A 19,356-nucleotide genomic window follows, 5' to 3' on the forward strand; every position below is an offset into this window, starting at 1 on the left:
CCAACACGAGGACTCCCGAAAGCGCCGTCACGACTCCCAGGTCAATGTCGCTCTCAGCCATGCGGCGATTGAACCCACCTTCTGCTCTACGGATCAAGGTCCGGCCGGACAGGTCAGCGGCTGCGGTCATCCCGCACGTATGGGCTCCAGGTTCCTCTAGCTCGGACGCGCCCTGCTCGCCGAGGTGGGTCAGGGGGCGTGGCGGCTCGTGCAGGTCCTGGCCGGTGCCCGGCCCGGCGTGCAAGGTGTGCCGGTCGAGCAGCGCGCGGGCCTGGCCGTAGGAGAGCCGGGCCAGACCGATGTCCGGGCAGACGTCCCGGGCGGCGAGCACCCTGCCCGGACGCGGGCGGCGGTGGGTGATGAACTCCCGCCCGCGGGTGCGGCCCTCGGGACCAACTACGAGTAATGCCCTCCACGATCGTCACTGCGAAGGTGGAAAGCACCCCCGTCAGGCTTCGGGCGGAGACGGCACGGCATGGTCTCACCAGGGAATCGGCCCGTCCTCGGCCAGAAGGGCGCCCGTCGGGCCGTCCTCGCCCGCAGTCGCCAGGTCAACCGCCACGGCCGCGCCCTCCTCCGCGGTGCGTATCCCGGTGCGGCGGTTGAGGTCGGTCGCGCAGTAGCCGGGACTCACCGCGTTGACCAGGATCCCTTCGGCGCGGAGTTCATCGGCGTAGAGCACGGTGAGCGCGTTCAGCGCGCTCTTGGAGGTGCAGTACGGGAGGAGAATCGAGGAGTAGGCGGACCACGGGCTGCCCGGGTCGGCCAGGTGGGTGAGGGAGCCGAGTTCGCTGGACATGTTGACGATGCGTGCGGCGGCGGAGCGGCGGAGCAGGGGGAGCATGGCGTGGGTCACCGCGATGACGCCGAACACGTTGGTCTCGTAGACCTGCCGGACGGTGGCGGCTGGGGTTTCACTCGGTTTTTGCGGTCCGGCGGCGATCGCGGCGTTGTTGACGAGGATGTCGAGGCGGCCGAACGTGGCGTCGATGTGCCGGGCGGCGGCCTGGACCGAGATCTCGTCGGTGACGTCCAGCGGTACGAACCGTACGTCGGCGCCGTCGGCGCGAAGCTCCTGGGCCGCCGCCTCGCCACGCTCGGCGTTGCGGGCGCCGATCAGCACGGTGATGCCGAGGGCTGCGAGCCTGCGCGCCGTTTCCTTGCCGATGCCCTTGTTCGCTCCGGTGATCAGAGCAGTCTTCTGCGAAGTCGTCATGGCACCAGCCTCCCCTCACGCACGGGCGGCAGGGAAAGACCAGAAGACTCTGGATCTATAGTCCGCAGATATGAGTGAGCTAGAGGTGCGGGAGCTGAGGTACTTCATCGCGGTCGCCGAGGAACTGAACTTCAGCCGGGCCGCGCAACGCCTGGGGATGGCGCAGCCCCCGCTGTCGAAGGCGATCGCTCAGATGGAGTCCCGGCTCGGGGTACGCCTGCTGGAGCGCACCACCCGGCAGGTGAGGCTGACCACTGCCGGTCAGGTGCTGCTCGACCAGGCCCGGATCGCGGTCGACGCGGTGCACGCGGCGGCCCGGCGAGTACGCCGGGCCGGTCAGCCGACACCCCAGCTCGTCGTGGCGGTCAAACCGGGAGGCGATGCCGGGCTGCTGCGGGAGATCCTCGCCGCCTACCGGGGAACGGGTTCGCACCTGCCGCCGCCTGAAGTCGTCGTCGGCGGCAGCGGAGAGCCGATCGCCATGCTGCGGGACGGCCGCGCCGACGTAGCACTGCTGCGCAGCCCGTTCGACGGTCAAGGGCTGGATTCCCAGACGCTCGTGGTCGAACCGCGAATGGCCGTTCTCCCCGCCGCGCACCGACTGGCCGGACGCCGGCGACTGCGGCTGACCGACCTCAAGGGCGAACCGATCCCACGCTGGAAAGGCGCCGCCCCCTCCACCACCGCCTACTACACAGGATGCGACGGAACGGAAGCAGGCGACGGACACACAGGCTCGGCGCCGGCCGACACTCCTGAGGGGCCGCTCGTGGCCAGCGTCGAGCAACTCCTGGAGGTCGTCGCGCTGGGCCAGGCGGTGGCGTTCCTGTCACTCTCCACCACCAAACGGCACCAGCGCCCGGACATCGCATACCGGCCGGTCACCGGCCTCAGCCCCAGCGCGGTCATGGTCGCCTGGCCGGAGACCTCACGATCCGCGGCCGTCGCCGCCTTCGTCCAAGCCGCCCACGACGTCGCCGCCCACCACCCCGACCACATGACCGCACTGGCCTACTGACCGGGGGCACCCACCCCTCGCCATCGCGATCACGGCAGACCAATTTCAGACAACCACCAGCGCGAAGAAAGGCCAGCACCCCCGCGACTGCTGCTGGATCAGCGGCCGCTGTTAGCCTGCCGTCCATGATCAAAGACGGCCTGGCAGGCCGAATAGGCCGGATGGCGGGGGACAGCAGGCCGGAGCGCGTGCTGATCGCCGCCAGTTTCGTCAACCGGGTCGGCAATGGTCTGTTCAACGCGGCGTCGGCGCTCTATTTCACCTTGGTCGTGGGCCTGCCCGCCGTGCAGGTCGGCGCCTCGCTCACCATCGCCGGAGTGATCGGCCTGTGCGCGGGGATACCGGGCGGGCATCTCGCCGACCGGCGAGGGGCGCGCACGATCATGATGATGGCCCTCGCGGTCCAGGCGGTGTCGATGGCGGCCCTCGTCCTCGTCGAGAGCTGGGCCGCGCTCACGGTCATCGCGACGGTCGACCAGATCGCCGCGGCGGCTGGTGGGGCGGCGTGGGGCGCGCTGGTGGTCCGGGTCGGGGGTGAGCGCCCGGCCCTGTTCCGTGCCAAGCTGCGCACGTTCGTCAACCTGGGCGTCGTCCTGGGAACGGTGGGTGCGGGGCTGGCGTTGGCCGCGGACACTCGCGACGCCTATGTCACGCTGGTCCTCGGCAACGCGGCGAGCTTCGCCCTGTGCGCGGTGCTGCTGCTTCTGCTGCCCCGCTATCCGGTACTGGCACCGCCGCCGCAGCAGCAGCGGCGCTGGCTGGTCTTCGCGGATCGTCCCTTCCTGGCGTTCACCGCCCTCTACGGGGCCATGGGACTGCAGTATCCGGTGGTCTCGCTGCTCCTGCCGATCTGGATGTCCGAGCACACCGAAGCGCCGCGCTGGACGGTGGCCGCGCTGTTCGCCGTCAACTCCCTCTTTTGTGTGCTGATGCAGACCAGGATCGGCTCGCGCATCGAGACCCTGCACGACGGCGGCCGGGCGTTTCGCACGGCGGGGGTGCTCTTCCTCATCAGCTGCCCGATGATGGCGCTGGCGGCGTACGCCCCGGTCTGGGCCGCGGCAGGACTGGTCCTGGCCGCGATCTTCGTCCATAGCCTGGGAGAGGTCTGGGAGTCATCGGCGGGCTTCGCCCTGGGCTTCGGTCTGGCCCCCGACCACGCCCAGGGCCAGTACCAAGGTGTCCTCGGTCTCGGCTTCAGCGCGGGCCAGGCTCTCGCCCCCGCGATCCTCACCACGGTGGTGCTCGGACTCGGCACGACAGGCTGGCTGCTGCTGGCGTTGTTCTTCGCGGCACTTGGCGCTGTCGGCCCCTCTCTTGCCCGCTGGGGCATGCGTACCCGGCCGCAGCCAGGCATTGCCGCAGAAGTGACGGGATGACCAGCGAGTAGAATTTCATTGCTGTCAAGGACGAGCACTCGTAGAAGCCCGCGCAGGGGCCACTGTCCTGTAGGCCGGGGGCACGGTAGAAAGCCGAAGCCACAAGCCCGTGGTGTATTCGAACGCACTATCTTCGGGTTCAGGGCGTTCCGCCATGATGGCGACAGCGCGCTCGGTCTCCCCCACCAACATGGCGCTACCCGCCCTACCGACCGGCACGCCTGTGCCCACATAGGCGACCATGTTCGGATTTTCCACCTCCTACCCGCCAAGCGTACCGCGAGGGCCAGGAGGACCAGCTGGCCGCGCTGGAGCCTGGTCCTCGACGCCGTCGTGCTGTGGAACACCGGCTACCTGGATGCCGCCGTCGCCCAACTCCGCGCCGAGGGCCACGACATCAAGGACGAGGACGTCGCCCGTCTCCCCGCGCAAGGACCGGCACGTCAACCTCCTGGGCCGCTACCTGTTCAACATCAAGGCCAGGGGCCTGCGCCCGCTCCGAGCCCCGGACGCGACCGAGCCGGACGAGGACGACGAAGGCGCGGACTGAACGCCCACATCGGGTGAAGCGGGCATATCGGATGTCCGGAGCTCGGAAATCGCACGCGCCGGCAGGGGAACTGACGTCAGTCTGCCCGATATGTCCGACTAAGGCTTAATTGGTGCGGACGGCCTCGCGGCCCGCTCGATCTTTGCGCAGTAGGCTGCGCGGGCTTCCTCGTCGATCTGCTGCTCGTGTTCGGCGCGCAACCCGGTCCGGCCGTCGAGGCCCTCGCGCAGGATGTCGGCGTGCCCGGCATGTCGGACGGTCTCGCCGAGGACATGGACCATGATGGCGAACAGGTTCGTGTTGGGAGAAGGCTCCGACCACCACGGCACGTGACCGGGGGCGTCGAGGGAAAGCTCGTTGATCGTCGCGTCCGAGTGTTCCCACGTGCGCCGGTAGAACTCGATGATCTGATCGCGGGTCTCGTCCTCGGCCGCCCACTGATCGCTGCCGTCGTAGTCCTGCCACCGGGGCAGCGGTTCCGGGGAAGGGCGGTCGAAGACCTCGCCGAAGTACCTGGCCTCGACGGTGGCCACGTGTTTGACCAGGCCGAGGAGGTTGGTCCCGGTCGCCGTCAAAGGTCTGCGGGCGTCGTATTCGGACAAGCCGTCGAGTTTCCAGAGCAGCGCCTCGCGGTCCCGCCGCAGTCTCCCGTGCAGGTTGTCCTTCGCGAATTCATCGATCATGCGGCATGAACCTTCCATGAGCTGTTCGTGGTCTCAAGATCCCGTACGTGGTCCGCAACGGCTGGCAGAGCCGAGGCTTGACTCCTAGCACAATGAGCTACCGGGAATGACTGTCTGTCAGAGAGACGTGGGGGTGGAGGTGGGGTGGGGTGGGGTGGGGTGCGTGACGGCTCGCAGCCGACCCGACCCGCCACGGTTACTGCGCAGGAGAACTACCCGCATGCCGTTCGGTGCCGTTCTCCGATCCCGTTGAGTAGTTCGGGACGGGGACCCGGGAGGTAGGCGGGTGCCAGGTGAGAATCCAGCCGGCGGTAACCACCGCCGCGCCGCCTGCCAGGGCGATTGCGCCGCCTGTTCCGATGCCTGCGGCCACCGAGCCGGAGCAGGCCGGCCCGACGCCCTGCAGCGTCATGCTGCCGGAGCCGAGCAAACCGAAGGCCTGGCCCTGGCCATCCTGCGGCAGGGCATCCAGGAACGGCCGTTGCAGGCCGAGACCGTAGGCCAATCCGAAGCCACAGAGCAGCAGCAGACAGGACGAGACGCCCACTCCGGGCGCGGCGGCGAAGCCGACCAGCGGCAGTCCCATCAGCACAATCAACGGGACTACCAGTCGCTCCCGGGTGGTTGGCCGTAGCAGTCGACCCACCAGCAGGTCACCGACCAGCGTGCCGACCGGCAGACAGCCCATCAGCACCGCGTACCAGCCGGGCGCGAAGTGGCGTCCTCCCGCGTAGGCGACGATCAGACCTTCCGCGCCTGCTACGAACGCGCACGGTAGCCACTGGGCCAGCATCAGTCGTCGCACCGTGGGTCTACGCAGCAGCAGGCCGACACCGTGCAGGCTCGCCCGGACGGCCCGGCCATCGCCCCGAGCGCTGCCGGGTGTGCCGCCGAACTCTCCCAGCTCCAGCCGGGGTAGCCGGAGGCGGATAGCGAGCGCGCAGCCGAGGTAGAGGGCGGCGCTTACCGCGAGCGCCCGGTGCGGGCCGAGTACCGCGACGACCGCACCTCCCAGCGCCAGACCGAACAGTTGCGCGCCAGAAGAGGCGATGTTGTTCAGTGAACGGCCCAGGACATAGGCGTCGCCCTTCAGCCACTGCGCGACCAGCCGACTCGACGCGCCGCCGAACACCGGTGTGGCGAGGGCGACCAGCGCCACGACACCGAGGCTTGCCGCGATCGGCATCCGCACCAGGGCGAGCAGCAGGGCGGCGGCGCACTCCAAGGCGTAGCCGCCGGCGATGAGCGGGCGGGGCGGCAGTCGGTCGGCCAGCGAGCCCAGCAGCAGCGAGCCGAACAACTGCGGGAGAAAGCCGACGCCGAAGGCCAGTGCGCTCAACAGCGCGGAGCCGGTGGCCGCGAAGACCAGCACCGAGAACGTGGTGATCCGCAGCGAGCCCGCAGTGATCGCGACGGCGCGGGTCGAGAAGAGCAGCCGGAATCGCGGCTCGGCCAGCACCTCCCGGTAGGTGCCACGGTGGTTGCCCTGCACGGGTTCGGCGGTGGGGATCATGACGCGCAGCCTCGCCGTGTGCCCACGCCACTCACCAATGATTCGTCGCTGGACGAATCGGAGCAGACGTCCGGCGGTAGCATCGCAGGGTGCTCCGCTTCGAAGTCTCCGTCGAGGACCTGCTGCGCAGCCGCTTCGCACTGTCGCCCGCGATGGACCTCTGCTTGCTGCTGCGCTCGCTCGCCGGCCGCAACCGGCCGCTGCCGCGTGCCTGGGCCGCCCGGCTCCTGCCGGCCTTTGACCGGCTTCGCCGCGAGACCGAACTGGACGCCGTCCTCGCCCTGCACACCCCGCAATCCGGACCGAACTTCGTCGCCCCGCCCCCGCGCGGCCTCAACCAGACCTGGGCGGACGACCTGGCCACGATCCGGGCCACACCGCTGGAAACGGCCCGCCGCGAATTCGCCACCACCGCGACCGGCCCGTCCGCCCGTGATCCCCGCATACGCGCGGTGCTGGACTCCACGGACGCCGTCTCGAGGATCGCCGAGGCGATGGACCAGGCGTGGCACGAACTGCTCGCCGCGGACTGGCCGCAACTGCGCGCGATCTGTGACCGCGATGTGGTGCACCGGGTGGGTCTGATCGGCGAACACGGATGGGCCGCGACCATCGAGAGCCTGCACCCGAGCATCGCCTGGCGCGCCGGCGGTGTCGAGATCGGCTTCTTCCCCCCGGTCGGAAACGTCCGCCTCGCCGGCGACGGGCTCCTGCTGATCCCTTCGGTCTTCGTCGGAAACATCGCCGCCCACCTGGAAGACCCCTGGCCCCAGACCTTGGTCTATCGTGCCCGCGGCACCGCCGCTCTGTGGGGCGAACAGGTGACCGTCCCCCAACCGGACGCGCTGACCGCTCTGGTCGGCCGGGCCCGAGCCCGGCTGCTGTTGGCGCTGGACGCCCCAGCCAGTACCAGCCACCTCGCCCGAAGCCTCGCCATGGCACCCGGCGCGGTGGGAGACCACCTCGCCATCCTGCGAGGCGCGGGGCTGCTCGTCCGAGCCCGGTCCGGGCGGTCGGTGCTCTACCGGCGCACCCCGCTGGGCGAGGCCCTGGTCGCCGGTTCGGGCTGAGGGCTCAGATCAGCACCGTTCTTGAGGCGCCGCCAGCAGAAGACTGCGCAGCCGAGAGTGAGGAAGGCCCGGTGGATGTCGGCGTGGATCTCCCAGCGAATACGCAGTCGGCGGAACCAGCACAGAAGTGCGAAGGCCGCCCGGATCATGATCAATTTCATCAACAGCCGCTGCACGCACCAGGTCGTGCAGGCCCCTCCGGCCCCAGACCTGCGCGGGTTCGACCAGGTGCGCGTCGGCGAGGTCGTGGAGCGTCGAGCCGGCCCGGCGGGCATCCATCCCGGTCAGGTGGGCCGCCGTGTCCGTGGACAGGTCGGGGCCTGCGTTGAGTGGCAGCAGCCGGAACAGCCGGGCGTGGTCCTAAGAGGCGGTAGGACAGATCGAAGGCGGCCCGTACGGCCCGGTCCGGCGCCCGGTAGGGGGTGTCCAGCCGGGTGTGTTCGGCTTCCAGCCCCTTGGCGAGGTCGGCGGCGGGGCGTCGGGGCGCGCTCGCCAGCAGGGGCGCGGCGATGCGCAGGGCCAGCGGGAGACCGGCACAGAGCCGGGCGATTGTCGCGGCGGCCTCGGGGTCGTCGGTCATGCGCGTGGCGTGGTCGCCGCGGCCAAGCTCTCTGAGGACCCGCCGCTCTCAAGCACCACACCGATCAACCTCCTTCCCGGTCCCAGCAAGGGTCACGCACGGGTCGCGCAAGTCCCTGATCGGGTGCCGGAGATCCTCTATCCACTCGAACGTGTGGGTTCAAAAGCGCCCAGCGCCGGGGGGACTGGCCAGTTGACTCGCGTCGCACCTGCGTTCGAAGAGATCCCCTTTCTGTGCCCGTTACGGCCCCGCAGCCGCGCCGTTCATAGAGCACCAGTACCACTTCGCCGCCCAGATGGAGGACGTCATGCAGCCTGCCCTTACGTTCATTCCTCGGCCTCCCGGAATCGAACAGCGGCTTTCCCCAGCTCGGTTCAGCTCCAGCGTCCGGGCAGGGCGACCGGATACGAGGTGGACGGCATGAGGGAGTCCGCCGATGCATCAGCCGGCAGTGTGCCGGGGCCGCGGACCGCCCAGGGGGCGGCACACGCTGCGACTGCACCCTCCGTAGACGAGAGCGGGCCGGCCACCGGCTCTGCTGGGGCCGAACCCGGCGATGTCTCGGCGGGCGCCGCTCAGCCACAGATGCGGTACGTCGACCTGACCGGGAGCCGGGAAGCGGCCGGCCGCTCCATCCGGATGAGCGACATGGCCCGGCGCCTGCCGCGGCTGGTGCGCCGTTCGCTGGCCCTCGCCTGGCAGGTCGACCGGCGGGCGACCATGGGCCTCCTGTTCTGCCAGGCCGTCGCCGGTCTCATGCAGGCCCTGGGCCTGGTCGCCATCGCCGGCACCCTGACAGCATTGCTGAGCAGCGGAGACGTCTACCAGCGGCTCCTTCAGGCGTGGCCGTCGGTGGCCCTGCTGGCCGGCGCTGCAGGTATGCGCACCCTCTTGGGGATCACCGTCAGCTGGCTGTCCTCGCGGCTGGGTCCGCTGATGTCACGCGAGGCCGAGCAGATGCTGCTCACCGGCTGCGCCGAGGCGGAGCTGTGCGCCTACGACGAACCCGACTTCAACCGGGACCGCGAGGCCGCCGACCGCGGCGCGCAGGTCACCGGTGACCTGATCGACGAGGGCCAGGACCTGATCGCCTCGTCCGCTTCCTTCCTCGCCGGTGCGATCGTGCTGGCCGGGGTGCACTGGGTGCTTCTTCCGCTTCTGGTGGCGGCCAGCCTGCCCCAGGCCCTGGCCCAGGTCAGCGCCGCTCGGGTCCGGTACCTGGCCAACCTGCGCAGCAACGGCGACCAGCGGATGCTGTCGGTGCTGCGCTGGCACATCTACACCAAAGACGCAGCCGACCAGATCCGCGCCGGCACCATGAGCGCCTTCCTCTCGGGCCGGTACCGGCAGACGGTCGCCCGGATCAACCTCGAGGACCGCGCAGCGGCCGACAAGGGCGCCCGCATGTCCCTGGTCGGCGCGCTGTGCGGCGGCCTCGGGTCAGCGGTGGTCTGGGCGGCGGTCGTGTGGCTGCTGGCCACGGGTCGCATCAGCGTCGGACACGCCGGGACTGCGGTTTTCGCACTGCAGACGGTCGGCCAGTCGGTGCACGGGCTGGTGGCTGTGGGGGCCCGCGCCGTGCGCACGGGTCTGTACATGGACGACTGGAGCGGGTTCCTGGACAAGGCGGGCGGGTTCCGCATGCGGCGCGGCCCGCGCGGCGCGGCGCCACCGAGGACGATCGAAGTCGAGTCGGTCACCCACCGCTACGCGGGGAAGGACTGCGATGCGCTGTCCGGGGTGTCGCTCACCTTGCGCCGGGGTGAGGTCACCGCCCTGGTGGGCTTCAACGGGTCCGGCAAGTCGACGTTGTCGAAGTTGGTCAGCGGCCTGTACCTGCCCACGGACGGGCGGGTGTTGTGGGACGGTGTCCCCACCGGCGGTATCGATCCGCAGGCGTTGTGGCAGCAGGTCGCTCTGGTGCCCCAGGACTACGCGCGCTGGCCGCTGACCGTGCGCGAGAACGTGAATCTGGGGCAGCCCACGGCCCGCGGCGACGCTGCGGTGCGCGAGGCGTGCGCGGCGGCCGGCGCCGACGAGGTCGTCGAGAAACTCGGAGCCGGCCTGGACACACTGCTGGCCCGCGAGTGGCTCAACGGGGAGGAACTGAGCGGCGGGCAGTGGCAGCGCATTGCCTTGGCCAGGGCGTTCTTCAGGGACGCCGGGCTGCTGGTGCTCGACGAGCCGACCGCGAACCTCGATCCCCGCGCCGAGTTCCGCATCTTCCAGCGGCTTCGAGACCTTGCCCGGGACCGAGTAGTGCTGCTGGTGACCCACCGCATCACGAACATCGCCATCGCCGACCGGATCGTCGTCCTCGACGAGGGTCAGATCGTCCAGGAGGGCACCTACGCCGAACTCGCTCAGCAGCCGGGCCTGTTCCAGCAGCTGCTGTCCTACCAGGTGACGTCCGAACCGGACGGCGAGCAGCGCGGGACTCGGACATGACCCGCCGCGATGCCCGGGCCGGCTGCGGTTCGCCCGCGGCACCGTACCCCTCCGCCCGCCCCGTGCTGTCCCGAGGTGATGACGTGCCGCCCACCCGTTCCCACATCCGCGCGACGGTCGCTGCGTATCTGCACCGGTACCCGCGGGAGCGGACCGCGCTGGCCGGGCTGCTGTCCCTCTTGGACGGCGCCGACGCCCCGACGAGCCGTGCCACGCTGCCTGGCCACATCACCTGCAGCGCGGCCGTCATCGACCGTGACCGGCGCGTGCTGCACATCGGGCACCGGGCCACGGGACTGCTCCTGACTCCCGGCGGTCACATCGAGGACGACCGGACCCTCCTGGCAGCGGCCGTGCGGGAACTGTGCGAGGAGACCGGCCTGCGCCCCGGGGACCTGTGTCCGACCCCCCAGTTCCTGGAGGCGCCGATCAGCATCGACGTCCACGGCGTCGATGCCAGCCCGGGCAAGGGCGAACCCGCGCACCAGCACTTCGACATCCGTTTCGCCTTCTACCTCGCGGCCTCGGCGCCGCCCCCTCTGGATCTGCAGGACGAGGAGGTCGCCGGGGCGCAGTGGCTGCCGTTCGCCGACGTCACGTCTCCGATGCTGCGGGCCAAGCTCCTGGCTGCCGAGGCCGCGGGGCTTGACGGGCGGCCCGAGCCCGTCAATGCCTCCACCCTGGTTCACGACGGTCGTGGCCGCTACCTCCTTCACCTGCGAGACGGCCGTGAAGGGATCTGGGAGCCGTGGACGCTGGCCCTGCTCGGCGGCGGCCGTGAACCGGGCGACCGCGACCTGGACGCGGCCCTGCGCCGGGAGCTCGCCGAGGAAGCCCCCGGCCTGGAGCCGGCCGACCTGACCCCGTACGCCGTGGAGGAGGCGACGAGCGTCGACGGCCTGGCCGTGCCCATCCAGGTCTACGCGGGCCTGTGGACCGGTGACCCGGACACGGTAGAACTGCGCGAGGGTGTCCTGCTGCGGTGGTTCACCGTGGACGTGCTCGACCGGCTCCGCCTGACTCCCGGCCTCGGGGACCTGATCCGCCGCCATGCGGTCGAGCACCCGGCCGAGGGCGGACCGCCCGATGCTGCTCGTCCGCTGCCGGGCGAGGCCCCGGCGGGGACCGAACTCCACATCGTCGGTGTCCACCTCCACCTCGAAGACGAGGAAGGCCGGGTCCTCCTCGGCCTGCGCCACCCCGACTCGTCCTTCGCGCCGAACACGTGGCACTTCCTCGCCGGCCACTGCGAGCGAGAAGCAGCCATCGACTGCTTGATCCGGGAAGCGAAGGAAGAGGCCGGCCTCACCATCGCACCCGGCGACGTCGAGCTCGTCCACACGATCCACCTCGTCGATGCCCCCGGTGCACGGCCCAGGATCGGGCTCGTCTTCCGGGCCCGGTCCTGGGCCGGCACCCCGGACGTCCTGGAACCCGACCGGTGCACGCAGTGGCGCTGGTGGGACCCGCAGGACCTTCCGACCGAGGTCGTCCCGTACACCCGCGCGGCGATCGAGGGGATCCGGGCCGGCCGCCCGTACACGGAGTTGGGCTGGGACCGTTTGCCCGCCCCGCGCCAGGCCCGGCAGGAGGTGCTCCGTGACCGCCTCGCCTGATGCCACCGCGCCCCCACCGGTAGGCCGACACCGCGACTTCCGCCACTACCTGACCGGCCAGACCGCCAGCGTCGCCGGGAGCTCCATCACCGCCATGGCGCTCCCGGTGCTGGCGCCACCGCACCCTGGCCCGGTACCGGACCACCCGCCGCCCGTGACCAGCACACCAATCACCGAACCCGACCTGTGGAGGAGCAGCACCGTGGGATACACCGCCCGCGAGGAGTGGCAGCAGCACTACACCGACGGCAAGGGCTTCCAGAAGCTGGGGGACGCCGAGCGGGCCGTGCTCGCCGAGCACACCCCTGCCCCCGACGACGGGGGACGGGCCCTCGACGTGGGCTGCGGCACCGGAGAACTCGCCGCCCACCTCGCCTCACTCGGCTACGCGGTGGACGCCATCGACTACGCCGACAGCGCGATCGCCCGGGCCCGCGCAGAGCACCAGGACGCCGGGGGCGTGCGCTGGCTACAGCTGGACATCGAACGCGACGACCCCGCCGAGCTGCACGCCGCCGGCTACGACCTCATCACCCTGCGCCTGGTCTACCCGTTCTTGGGCGACCGCAGCCGCGTCCTGCACTCCCTCGGCGAGCGACTGCGCAACGGCGGCGCGCTCGTGGTCATCACGCCCACCGCCGCCCACACCCCTGCCCAGCGACGCGACATCGCTCTCGACGAAGACGAAATCGCCCGGCTCACAGGCGGCTGGAAGCAAGCCACCCGACTGGAAGCGGACGAGCTCACCGTCCTCGTCCTTCGCGGCCCCTGCCACCGCGACACCACCGCCGCCGACAAACCTCCGACCACCGGCCACGCCCTGACCGGCGCCCTCGCAGTCGTCACCGACGCAGCCGGCCGGGTCCTGCTCGGCCGATCCACCCAGGGCATGTGGGAACTACCGGGCGGCAAGACGACCGGCCCGGAGGACTTCGCCTCCGCGGCGGTACGGGAGCTGGCCGAAGAGACCGGCCTGACCGCCTCGGCCGCCGACGCCCACGTGGTGACGATGCTCGCCGACGACAGCCACGGCACGCCCCGCCTCACCGCGGTCGTCCGCATCACCGCCTGGTCAGGCACCCTCACCAACCGCGAACCGACGCTCTTCGAGCGGTGGGAGTTCCACGACCTGCACGGCCTGGCCTGCCTCGGCGACGTCTTCACACCGGCCGCGCACGCTCTGGGCGCGATCTGGCCCGGCGTCCTTCCCGGTCTGCCACCGGTCCACGCCTACCCGGTCGCCGTCGACCAGCCCTCCGTGCCCGGCGAACCCGCCGAAGCCGAACGCCTGCGCCGCACGATGGCCGACACCGTCATCTCCGGCGGCTGGGCACCCTCCCCGGCGGTCCAAGAAGCGCTGCGGACGGTGCCCCGGCACCGGTACGCGCCGGAGACGAACCTGAGCACGGCGTACGACGCAAGAGACCGGGCCGTCGTCACCCGCCAGGACGAGGACGGGCAGGCGACCAGCTCGGTATCTGCCGCCTGGCTACAAGCCGACATGATCGAAAGCCTTCTGCTGCGGCCGGGCGCCATCGTGTTCGAGGCCGGCTCCGGCGCCTACAACGCCGAGCTGATCGCGACGGTCGCCGGCCCGGACGGCCGGGTCGTCACCGGCGACATCGACCCGTACGTCGTGCACCGCACCCAACGGTTCACCACGGAAGCCGGCAGCGGACGCGTCACGGCGTTCCAGGGCGACGCAGCCCTGGGCGCTCCCACCCACCTGGTCCCCCGAGGCGGGTTCGACGCCAGCATCATCACCTACAACACCTGGGACATCGCCCCGGCCTGGCGGGAACAGGTCGCCGAGGGCGGGCGCCTTGTCCTGCCGCTGGAGATCGGCGGCTACACCAGGGCCATCGCATTCGAACGGCGCGGTGATGTGCTGCACGCACGGAAGTTCACCCCCTGCGGATTTGTCCCGGCCCAAGGCATCCGCGCCCGTACGGCACCGTCCGTCGAACTCCTCGACGGCGAGTTGCAGATCCGTTTCGAGGACGGTGACCCTCGCGGCGTCGAAGGGCTGGAGGACGCGCTGCGCGGACCCCGCCACGAGTCCGCCACCGGGGTGACCATGGGGGTCGCCTTCTACTTCGGCTCGCTCCAGCTGTACACGGCCACCACCCTGCAGGGCTTCTGCCGCCTGGCCGCACGCGCGGAGAAGGGTACCGGCGCCACCCGGATCGCACAGGGCAGCGACGCGCCGGCGATCCTCCGTGACGCTTCCCTGGCCTACCTCATCCCCGTGCAGACCCGCCATGCAGACGACCCGGCGGGCCGGGAGTGGGAGTGGTTCGTGCACGCCTTCGGCGACCGGGCACCGCAGCTGGCCGAGGAGCTGGTGGCCACCGTCCGCGCCTGGGACCGCACCGTGCGCGGCGGCGCCGACCCTGAACTCGCGGTCCATCCGGCCGGAAGCCCCGACCGTCTGCTGCCTGCGGGCGACGTCCTGGACAAGCCGTACTCGCGCCTGGTGTTCCGGTGGCCGGGCCGTGACACCCGCCTCCCGGCCCCCACCGAACGGGAACAGGCCGTCACCGCGACCAGAGAGAGCCCCTGACCGTCTGCCTCAACGGCCACCGTTCGGCGGCAACAAGAGCACCCCCGCCGCCGAGCTGCGCCGCGCACTGGACGGCGCTGTGGTCGCCGACACCCGAGACAGTCAGCGACCAGCTCCGCCGCTCGCTCGCCGGCCACGCACGTCTGATCTGCCAAGGGTGTTGAGCAATTTCATGACCTGGATCCAACCGGCCTGTGATGGGCGGTGGGTTCGCTGACAGCCTTGGTAGCCGTTGATGGCCCGTCCCCAAGAGAGAGCAGGGTGCGGGCCATCTTCGCTTTCCCCTGTCGTTGCCCGCCTGCTTCCGTCGTCAGGAGTACGGGCCCGTTCCGTGGGTGTTCGGGGACCATACGGCCGGTCCGCCGCCGCACCACTCGATCAGCTGCGTGTCGTCCAGGTGGGCTTCGTCGGGGTCCATGGCCGTCACCGTGGTCAGGGCATGGTCCTCGGTCAACGCGCAGCGGAGGGGCGCAGCCGTGGTCAGGCCCGGCCGGTGCGGACGAGCCGGAAGGCGGCGTAGAGGGCGAGGGCGGCCAGGGCGAGGGCGATCGAGGTTTCGATGAGCTGGGTGGGCCAGTAGTGCGAGGCCGGGTGGAACTCCGTGTACCACCCGGTGACGTCCATGTCCGCGGGGCAGTTACTCAGGCTCATGGTCCGTTCCCAGCAGACGTACCCCGGGAGGCGTTCGCCCGAGCCGGTGAGCAGGCCCGAGTCGGTGATGAACGCGGAGGCGGGCGCCTTCTGTGCGAGGTTGCCGGAGAGCGGCATGGTGGTGATCTCGACGGGCAGCACGGACCAGCGCAGGGAGCGCACGACCAGCATCACCCCTCCGGTCAGCAGGCCGGTCACGGCCATCGCGGCGAGGGTGCGCCGCACCAGCTGTCCGACGAGTGCGCCGAGGGCCACGGCGAGCAGGCAGTATCCGACCAGGACGGGGCCGGAGGCCTCGTACGCGCCGGGGTCGGCCCAGGTGAGCCGGTGGGTGTGGGCCACGCGGGTCCAGCCGATCCGGTAGATCCCGATCAGCGCGGCCGAGCCGAGGCCGGCGGTGGCCACCGCCAGGAGGACCTTCACCCCGAGCCATGCCTCGGGATCGGCGGACTGGGTGAGGGCCAGCCGCCAGGTGCCGCTCTCCCATTCGCGGGCGATCAGCGGTCCGGCCACGAAGGCTCCCACGAGGGCCGGCAGGAACAGCAGGCCGCGGCCCGCGTACTCCATGGCGATCCGCAGGAACCCGTAGCCGGAGTAGGGAGCGGCGTCGGGTCCCGGGGCCGCCCATACGCGCAGGCCGATCACCACGGCGAGGCTGACCACCGCCAGGACGGGCAGGGCCCACAGTGCGCGCCGGTGCAGGCGGGCCACGGCCCGGTACGGACCCTTCAGTGCCAGTGCGTTCATGCCTGTGCTCCCGCGGTGGTGAAGGTGTCGTCGAGGGTGAGGGGCGGGGCGTCCGGGACACGCAGGTGGGCGAGGACCAGCTCCTCCAGGGTGGGGTCGTCCGTCTGCCAGGTGTGGCCGTCGACGGGGCCCTGCGGGCGCACGAGTGCGGTCACCGTACGGCCCGTCGTCCGGGTCTCGACGACGGTGTGCCCGGCGAGGTCGGTGACGGCCGTGGCGGGGCCGGTGAGCAGCCGGTGCGCGGCCTGGATCTCGTCCATGGGGCCGGCGAGGCGGATGCGGCCGCCGTTGACGAGGAGGAGGTGGTCGCAGGCTTCGCGCAGCTCGCCGATGATGTGCGAGGACATCACCACCGAGGTGCCGTTCTCGGCTGCGTCGGCCATGAGTTCGCCCATGAGCTGGTGACGGGCGAGCGGGTCGAGGTCCGCCATCGGCTCGTCGAGGAGGAGCAGGCGGGGGCGCTTGCCGAGGGCGAGGGCGAGGGCGACGCGGGTCCGCTGGCCGCCGGACAGGGTACGGATCCGGGCGTGCGGGGCGAGGCCGCCGGCCTCGATGATGCGCTGCGCCGTGCCCGCGTCCCAGTGCCGCGGGTTCAGTTCGCTGCCCGTGCGGAGGGTCTCGGCGATGGTGAGCTGCGGGTAGAGCGGCTTGTCCTGGCCGACGTACGCGAGGGTCTCGCGCGGTTGCGTGCGCAGGGTGCCCTCGGTGGGGCGGACGAGCCCGGCGGCGAGCAGCAGCAGGGTTGACTTCCCTGCCCCGTTGGGGCCGACCAGCGCGCATATGCTGCCTTCCGGAACGCGGAAGGAGCAGTCGCGCAAGGCCCAGACCCCCTGCCGCCGTCGTCCGTAGCGCAGGCCGACGCCCGTCGCTTCGATCACACTGTCCGTCATGTTTCGGCGTCCCCCTTGAACTGCTGTTCCAGTACGGAAGTGAAGAGTGCGGCGACGTCGTCCCGGTCCATCCCGGATTCCCGCGCCCGGCGCGCCCAGTCGGCGAGTTCCGCGCGGAGCGGGGAGGCTGCCGGGTCGTTGCCCAGGGCTGCGCGGATGAAGGTGCCCAGGCCCCGTTTCGCCTCGACGAGGCCTTCGCGTTCCAGCTCGCGGTAGGCCTTCAGGACGGTGTTGGGGTTGATGGCGGTGGCTTCCACGACCTCGCGGGCGGTGGGGAGTTTGTCACCGGGCTTGAGCAGGCCGAGGCGCAGGGCCTGTTTGGTCTGCTGGACGATCTGCAGGTACGTGGCCATGCCGCTGTGCCGGTCGATGCGGTACTCGAGCACGTCCACACCACCCTTTCACTAATCAATTAGTGAAAGGGTGGTGTGGTGGAACGCACTTGTCAACCCCGCGGTCGGGCCAGTCCTGCGTACATGGAGTCGACGACGGGGTCATAGGCGAGCTCTCCCTTGGAATCCACCTTGCCCGGCTTGGTCAGGGTTCCTCCAGGCGTTCCGGCCAGGGCGCGCAGGGGCATGATCCAGCGGCGGGCTTCGCCGTGGTAGACGGCGTTCGCCAGGATCGCGAGGTAGCGGCCGGAGGCCGGCGCCACGTCGCCTCCCGCCGTGGGGCGACGATCAGTCGCCAGGGCGCACCCGGGTACTGGCAGCTGTCCCCACCACGGTCCAGAGCCACGGTCAGCGAGGGCACTGTCGTGTGCTCGGCTTGGGCGTGGGGCCACCGTACGGGCACATGGACGCCGGGCATCCGTTCGCGCCGCAGTACGCCGATGAAGTCACCGTCACCCGAGTTCTTCCCAACGGGGTGGGACCTGGGGTGTTGTGCAGGTCCGGCCCGAGGAGAGCGGGACTGGTGGTGGCTGTGCCTGGAGGACATCCCCGGATGGTGAGCAGTTGGCCGGTCTTGAGCAGGGCTGGCAGGACGCGGCCGAGGGAACCGCGCTGCTGCACCGGGACCTGCAGCCGGACAACATACCGGCCCGTCCCGGCGGCCCGATCGCCCTGGTCGACTGGTCGTGCCGCCGCCGGGTGCTCACCCAGGGCGCCGGCCTGCTGGGCACCCGTCCCGGGCCAACTGTCATCGGCGACAAGGGCTACGTCTCCAGACCCTCGGCGCCTTCATGGCCGCTACCGCAACCGCGAACCCCGGCCGGGCAAGCATCTGCTCAAGCCGATCCGGCAGCTGATCGAGTCGGTCAATGACTCCCTCAAAGGCCAGCTCGACCTCGAACGCCACGGAGCCAAGACCCCAGCCGGAGTCCTGACCCGCGTCGGACAACGCATCCTCACCCCGCCCGCAGCCATCTGGCACAACCGGCCAACGGAACACCGATCACCCGATCGCTGATCGCCTACAACCACCGACCAGGCCCTCGGAATCACTCGTCTTTGAGCCCTCGGTGCATTCACCGGGCCCGGGTGCGTGCCATGGAATGCCGCACACCCGCTGGCCGTGTCCGCCGTCCTACGAAGCGGGTCCCTCGCCGCCGGCCACGCGGAAGCCGAGGGAGTCCGACGCGGCGATCGAGAGTTCTACCAGCACCGCCCGCTCAACGGCGGGTACGGCGAACGCGTGCGCGCCCGCGAACTCGATGAACTCCGACGCCAGGTCGAGGTAGTAGCGCTCGACGTACGCAGAGGTCCGCCCGCCACACGAAGCGCCCGTCGGTCAGCAGGGACGAGCCGCCAGGCACTCGGAACGCGCCCCCGATCACGTCGGACGTCATCTCCATGATGTCGAAGATGGGATGTCCGGCGTCGAGGTACCGCTTGATAGCAGGCAGGGGGTAGGGCGCCCGGTCCCGCACCCTGTCCCCGATGGGCTCGCGGAAGACGTCCTCGTTCTCCGGGCCCATCTCCCGGTAGAAGCCGATCATGTCCATCTGCTTCAAACACGGCGTCCACCGCTCCGTCCAGGCCCTCGAACGCGACATCCGGGCCTGGCTCGCCGACTGGAACGAACAGCCCAAACCCTTCGTCTGGACAAAGACCGCCGACGAGATCCTCGACAAAGTCGCCGCGTACTGCCACCGAATCTCTGACTCGCGTCACCGGGCCGTCTCTTTCGGATCTTGCCGGGCCCGCTTCGTCCGGTGCCGTGCATCTCCCCAGCTACCGCTGGGAGGTGCCCCCTGGGCGGAGGAGTGCCGTTGCACTGGACGTACCGCGGCGCTCCGACAACGCGGCGAGGCGCGGCGCCGGGCGGCGCGGGCCCGGCAAGATCCGAAAGAGACGGCCCAGTGCTCGCACGCCTCAACCCCCGCCCGGTCGGATACCGGGGCGAAAGCCCCGGGATATTTTCGGCATAGCTGCCGGATAGGTTGCGCAATCAGAATTCGTACCGGTATGTCGAGGGTTCAGCGCGACCAA

Annotated in this window: 13 protein-coding genes and 4 pseudogenes; 9 read left to right on the forward strand and 8 right to left on the reverse strand. The window is 70.6% G+C overall.

All coding sequences use genetic code 11. The features are described from left to right. Window positions 1–157 precede the first annotated feature (157 nt). Window positions 158–388, reverse strand: a pseudogene (locus ACZ4VL_RS05700) (site-specific integrase); the annotation flags it as partial. A 93-nt stretch (window positions 389–481) separates the two neighbouring features. Further along, window positions 482–1,216 (reverse strand): SDR family oxidoreductase, encoded by a 735-nt coding sequence (locus ACZ4VL_RS05705; RefSeq protein ID WP_468196256.1) that lies wholly within the window; start codon window positions 1,214–1,216, stop codon window positions 482–484. 70 nt (window positions 1,217–1,286) lie between these two features. On the opposite strand from ACZ4VL_RS05705, the gene ACZ4VL_RS05710 reads away from it, so the two are divergent. The 3 genes and pseudogenes from ACZ4VL_RS05710 to ACZ4VL_RS05720 form a co-directional block, all read left to right on the forward strand. Continuing rightward, the gene (locus ACZ4VL_RS05710) at window positions 1,287–2,234 is read left to right on the forward strand and encodes a LysR family transcriptional regulator (protein ID WP_468196258.1); all 948 of its coding nucleotides are present in this window, start codon (window positions 1,287–1,289) and stop codon (window positions 2,232–2,234) included. Between the two features lie 125 nt (window positions 2,235–2,359). Continuing rightward, the gene (locus tag ACZ4VL_RS05715) at window positions 2,360–3,613 is read left to right on the forward strand and encodes an MFS transporter (protein ID WP_468196260.1); all 1,254 of its coding nucleotides are present in this window, start codon (window positions 2,360–2,362) and stop codon (window positions 3,611–3,613) included. Between the two features lie 269 nt (window positions 3,614–3,882). Then, window positions 3,883–4,163: pseudogene (locus ACZ4VL_RS05720) on the forward strand (Tn3 family transposase); the annotation flags it as partial. A 98-nt stretch (window positions 4,164–4,261) separates the two neighbouring features. Here ACZ4VL_RS05720 and ACZ4VL_RS05725 read toward each other — a convergent pair. Both ACZ4VL_RS05725 and ACZ4VL_RS05730 read right to left on the reverse strand, forming a co-directional pair. Continuing rightward, window positions 4,262–4,846, reverse strand: a complete 585-nt coding sequence (locus ACZ4VL_RS05725; RefSeq protein ID WP_468196262.1) for a DinB family protein — start codon at window positions 4,844–4,846, stop codon at window positions 4,262–4,264. 196 nt (window positions 4,847–5,042) lie between these two features. Next, window positions 5,043–6,359, reverse strand: a complete 1,317-nt coding sequence (locus ACZ4VL_RS05730) for an MFS transporter (protein WP_468196264.1) — start codon at window positions 6,357–6,359, stop codon at window positions 5,043–5,045. An 89-nt stretch (window positions 6,360–6,448) separates the two neighbouring features. Here ACZ4VL_RS05730 and ACZ4VL_RS05735 point away from each other — a divergent pair, with 89 nt between their 5' ends. From ACZ4VL_RS05735 to fxlM, 4 genes are all read left to right on the forward strand, one after another. Then, window positions 6,449–7,429 carry a winged helix-turn-helix domain-containing protein gene (locus tag ACZ4VL_RS05735; RefSeq protein ID WP_468196266.1) on the forward strand — a complete coding sequence of 327 codons (981 nt, stop codon included), beginning with the start codon at window positions 6,449–6,451 and terminating at the stop codon, window positions 7,427–7,429. 1,165 nt (window positions 7,430–8,594) lie between these two features. Next, entirely contained in the window at window positions 8,595–10,457 is a 1,863-nt protein-coding gene (locus ACZ4VL_RS05740) for an ABC transporter ATP-binding protein (RefSeq protein WP_468196268.1), read from the forward strand. Window positions 10,458–10,540: 83 nt separating this feature from the next. Continuing rightward, window positions 10,541–12,073 (forward strand): NUDIX domain-containing protein, encoded by a 1,533-nt coding sequence (locus ACZ4VL_RS05745; RefSeq protein ID WP_468196271.1) that lies wholly within the window; start codon window positions 10,541–10,543, stop codon window positions 12,071–12,073. Window positions 12,074–12,275: 202 nt separating this feature from the next. Next, window positions 12,276–14,636 (forward strand): methyltransferase, FxLD system, encoded by a 2,361-nt coding sequence (fxlM, locus tag ACZ4VL_RS05750; protein ID WP_468196443.1) that lies wholly within the window; start codon window positions 12,276–12,278, stop codon window positions 14,634–14,636. A 480-nt stretch (window positions 14,637–15,116) separates the two neighbouring features. Here fxlM and ACZ4VL_RS05755 read toward each other — a convergent pair whose 3' ends face one another. The 4 genes from ACZ4VL_RS05755 to ACZ4VL_RS05770 are packed head-to-tail and all read right to left on the reverse strand — an operon-like array spanning window position 15,117 to window position 17,579. Next, window positions 15,117–16,034: an ABC transporter permease gene (locus ACZ4VL_RS05755; protein ID WP_468196273.1), complete on the reverse strand. Its 918-nt coding sequence runs from the start codon at window positions 16,032–16,034 to the stop codon at window positions 15,117–15,119. Beyond that, window positions 16,031–16,924: an ABC transporter ATP-binding protein gene (locus ACZ4VL_RS05760; RefSeq protein ID WP_468196276.1), complete on the reverse strand. Its 894-nt coding sequence runs from the start codon at window positions 16,922–16,924 to the stop codon at window positions 16,031–16,033. The genes ACZ4VL_RS05755 and ACZ4VL_RS05760 overlap by 4 nt, the downstream gene beginning before the upstream one ends. After that, window positions 16,921–17,310, reverse strand: a complete 390-nt coding sequence (locus tag ACZ4VL_RS05765) for a GntR family transcriptional regulator (RefSeq protein WP_468196279.1) — start codon at window positions 17,308–17,310, stop codon at window positions 16,921–16,923. Before ACZ4VL_RS05765 ends, ACZ4VL_RS05760 begins: the two co-directional genes overlap by 4 nt. A gap of 59 nt (window positions 17,311–17,369) precedes the next feature. Next, complete coding sequence (locus tag ACZ4VL_RS05770; RefSeq protein ID WP_468196281.1) at window positions 17,370–17,579, reverse strand: hypothetical protein; 210 nt, start codon at window positions 17,577–17,579, stop codon at window positions 17,370–17,372. 551 nt (window positions 17,580–18,130) lie between these two features. Here ACZ4VL_RS05770 and ACZ4VL_RS05775 point away from each other — a divergent pair. Together ACZ4VL_RS05775 and ACZ4VL_RS05780 are read left to right on the forward strand one after the other, a co-directional pair. Continuing rightward, a pseudogene (locus tag ACZ4VL_RS05775) lies at window positions 18,131–18,348 on the forward strand (IS982 family transposase); the annotation flags it as partial. Window positions 18,349–18,888: 540 nt separating this feature from the next. Continuing rightward, a pseudogene (locus ACZ4VL_RS05780) lies at window positions 18,889–19,038 on the forward strand (IS630 family transposase); the annotation flags it as partial. Between the last annotated feature and the right edge of the window lie 318 nt (window positions 19,039–19,356).

It is taken from the genome of Streptomyces sp. NPDC029014, from assembly GCF_055564695.1.

Bases quoted from the DNA above. Each gene is read 5' to 3' on its own strand.
- ACZ4VL_RS05760 (WP_468196276.1), bottom strand. From the start codon at position 16,924: ATGACGGACAGTGTGATCGAAGCGACGGGCGTCGGCCTGCGCTACGGA.
- ACZ4VL_RS05730 (WP_468196264.1), bottom strand. From the start codon at position 6,359: ATGATCCCCACCGCCGAACCCGTGCAGGGCAACCACCGTGGCACCTAC.
- ACZ4VL_RS05705 (WP_468196256.1), bottom strand. From the start codon at position 1,216: ATGACGACTTCGCAGAAGACTGCTCTGATCACCGGAGCGAACAAGGGC.
- ACZ4VL_RS05710 (WP_468196258.1), top strand. From the start codon at position 1,287: ATGAGTGAGCTAGAGGTGCGGGAGCTGAGGTACTTCATCGCGGTCGCC.
- ACZ4VL_RS05740 (WP_468196268.1), top strand. From the start codon at position 8,595: ATGCGGTACGTCGACCTGACCGGGAGCCGGGAAGCGGCCGGCCGCTCC.
- ACZ4VL_RS05725 (WP_468196262.1), bottom strand. From the start codon at position 4,846: ATGATCGATGAATTCGCGAAGGACAACCTGCACGGGAGACTGCGGCGG.
- ACZ4VL_RS05755 (WP_468196273.1), bottom strand. From the start codon at position 16,034: ATGAACGCACTGGCACTGAAGGGTCCGTACCGGGCCGTGGCCCGCCTG.
- ACZ4VL_RS05715 (WP_468196260.1), top strand. From the start codon at position 2,360: ATGATCAAAGACGGCCTGGCAGGCCGAATAGGCCGGATGGCGGGGGAC.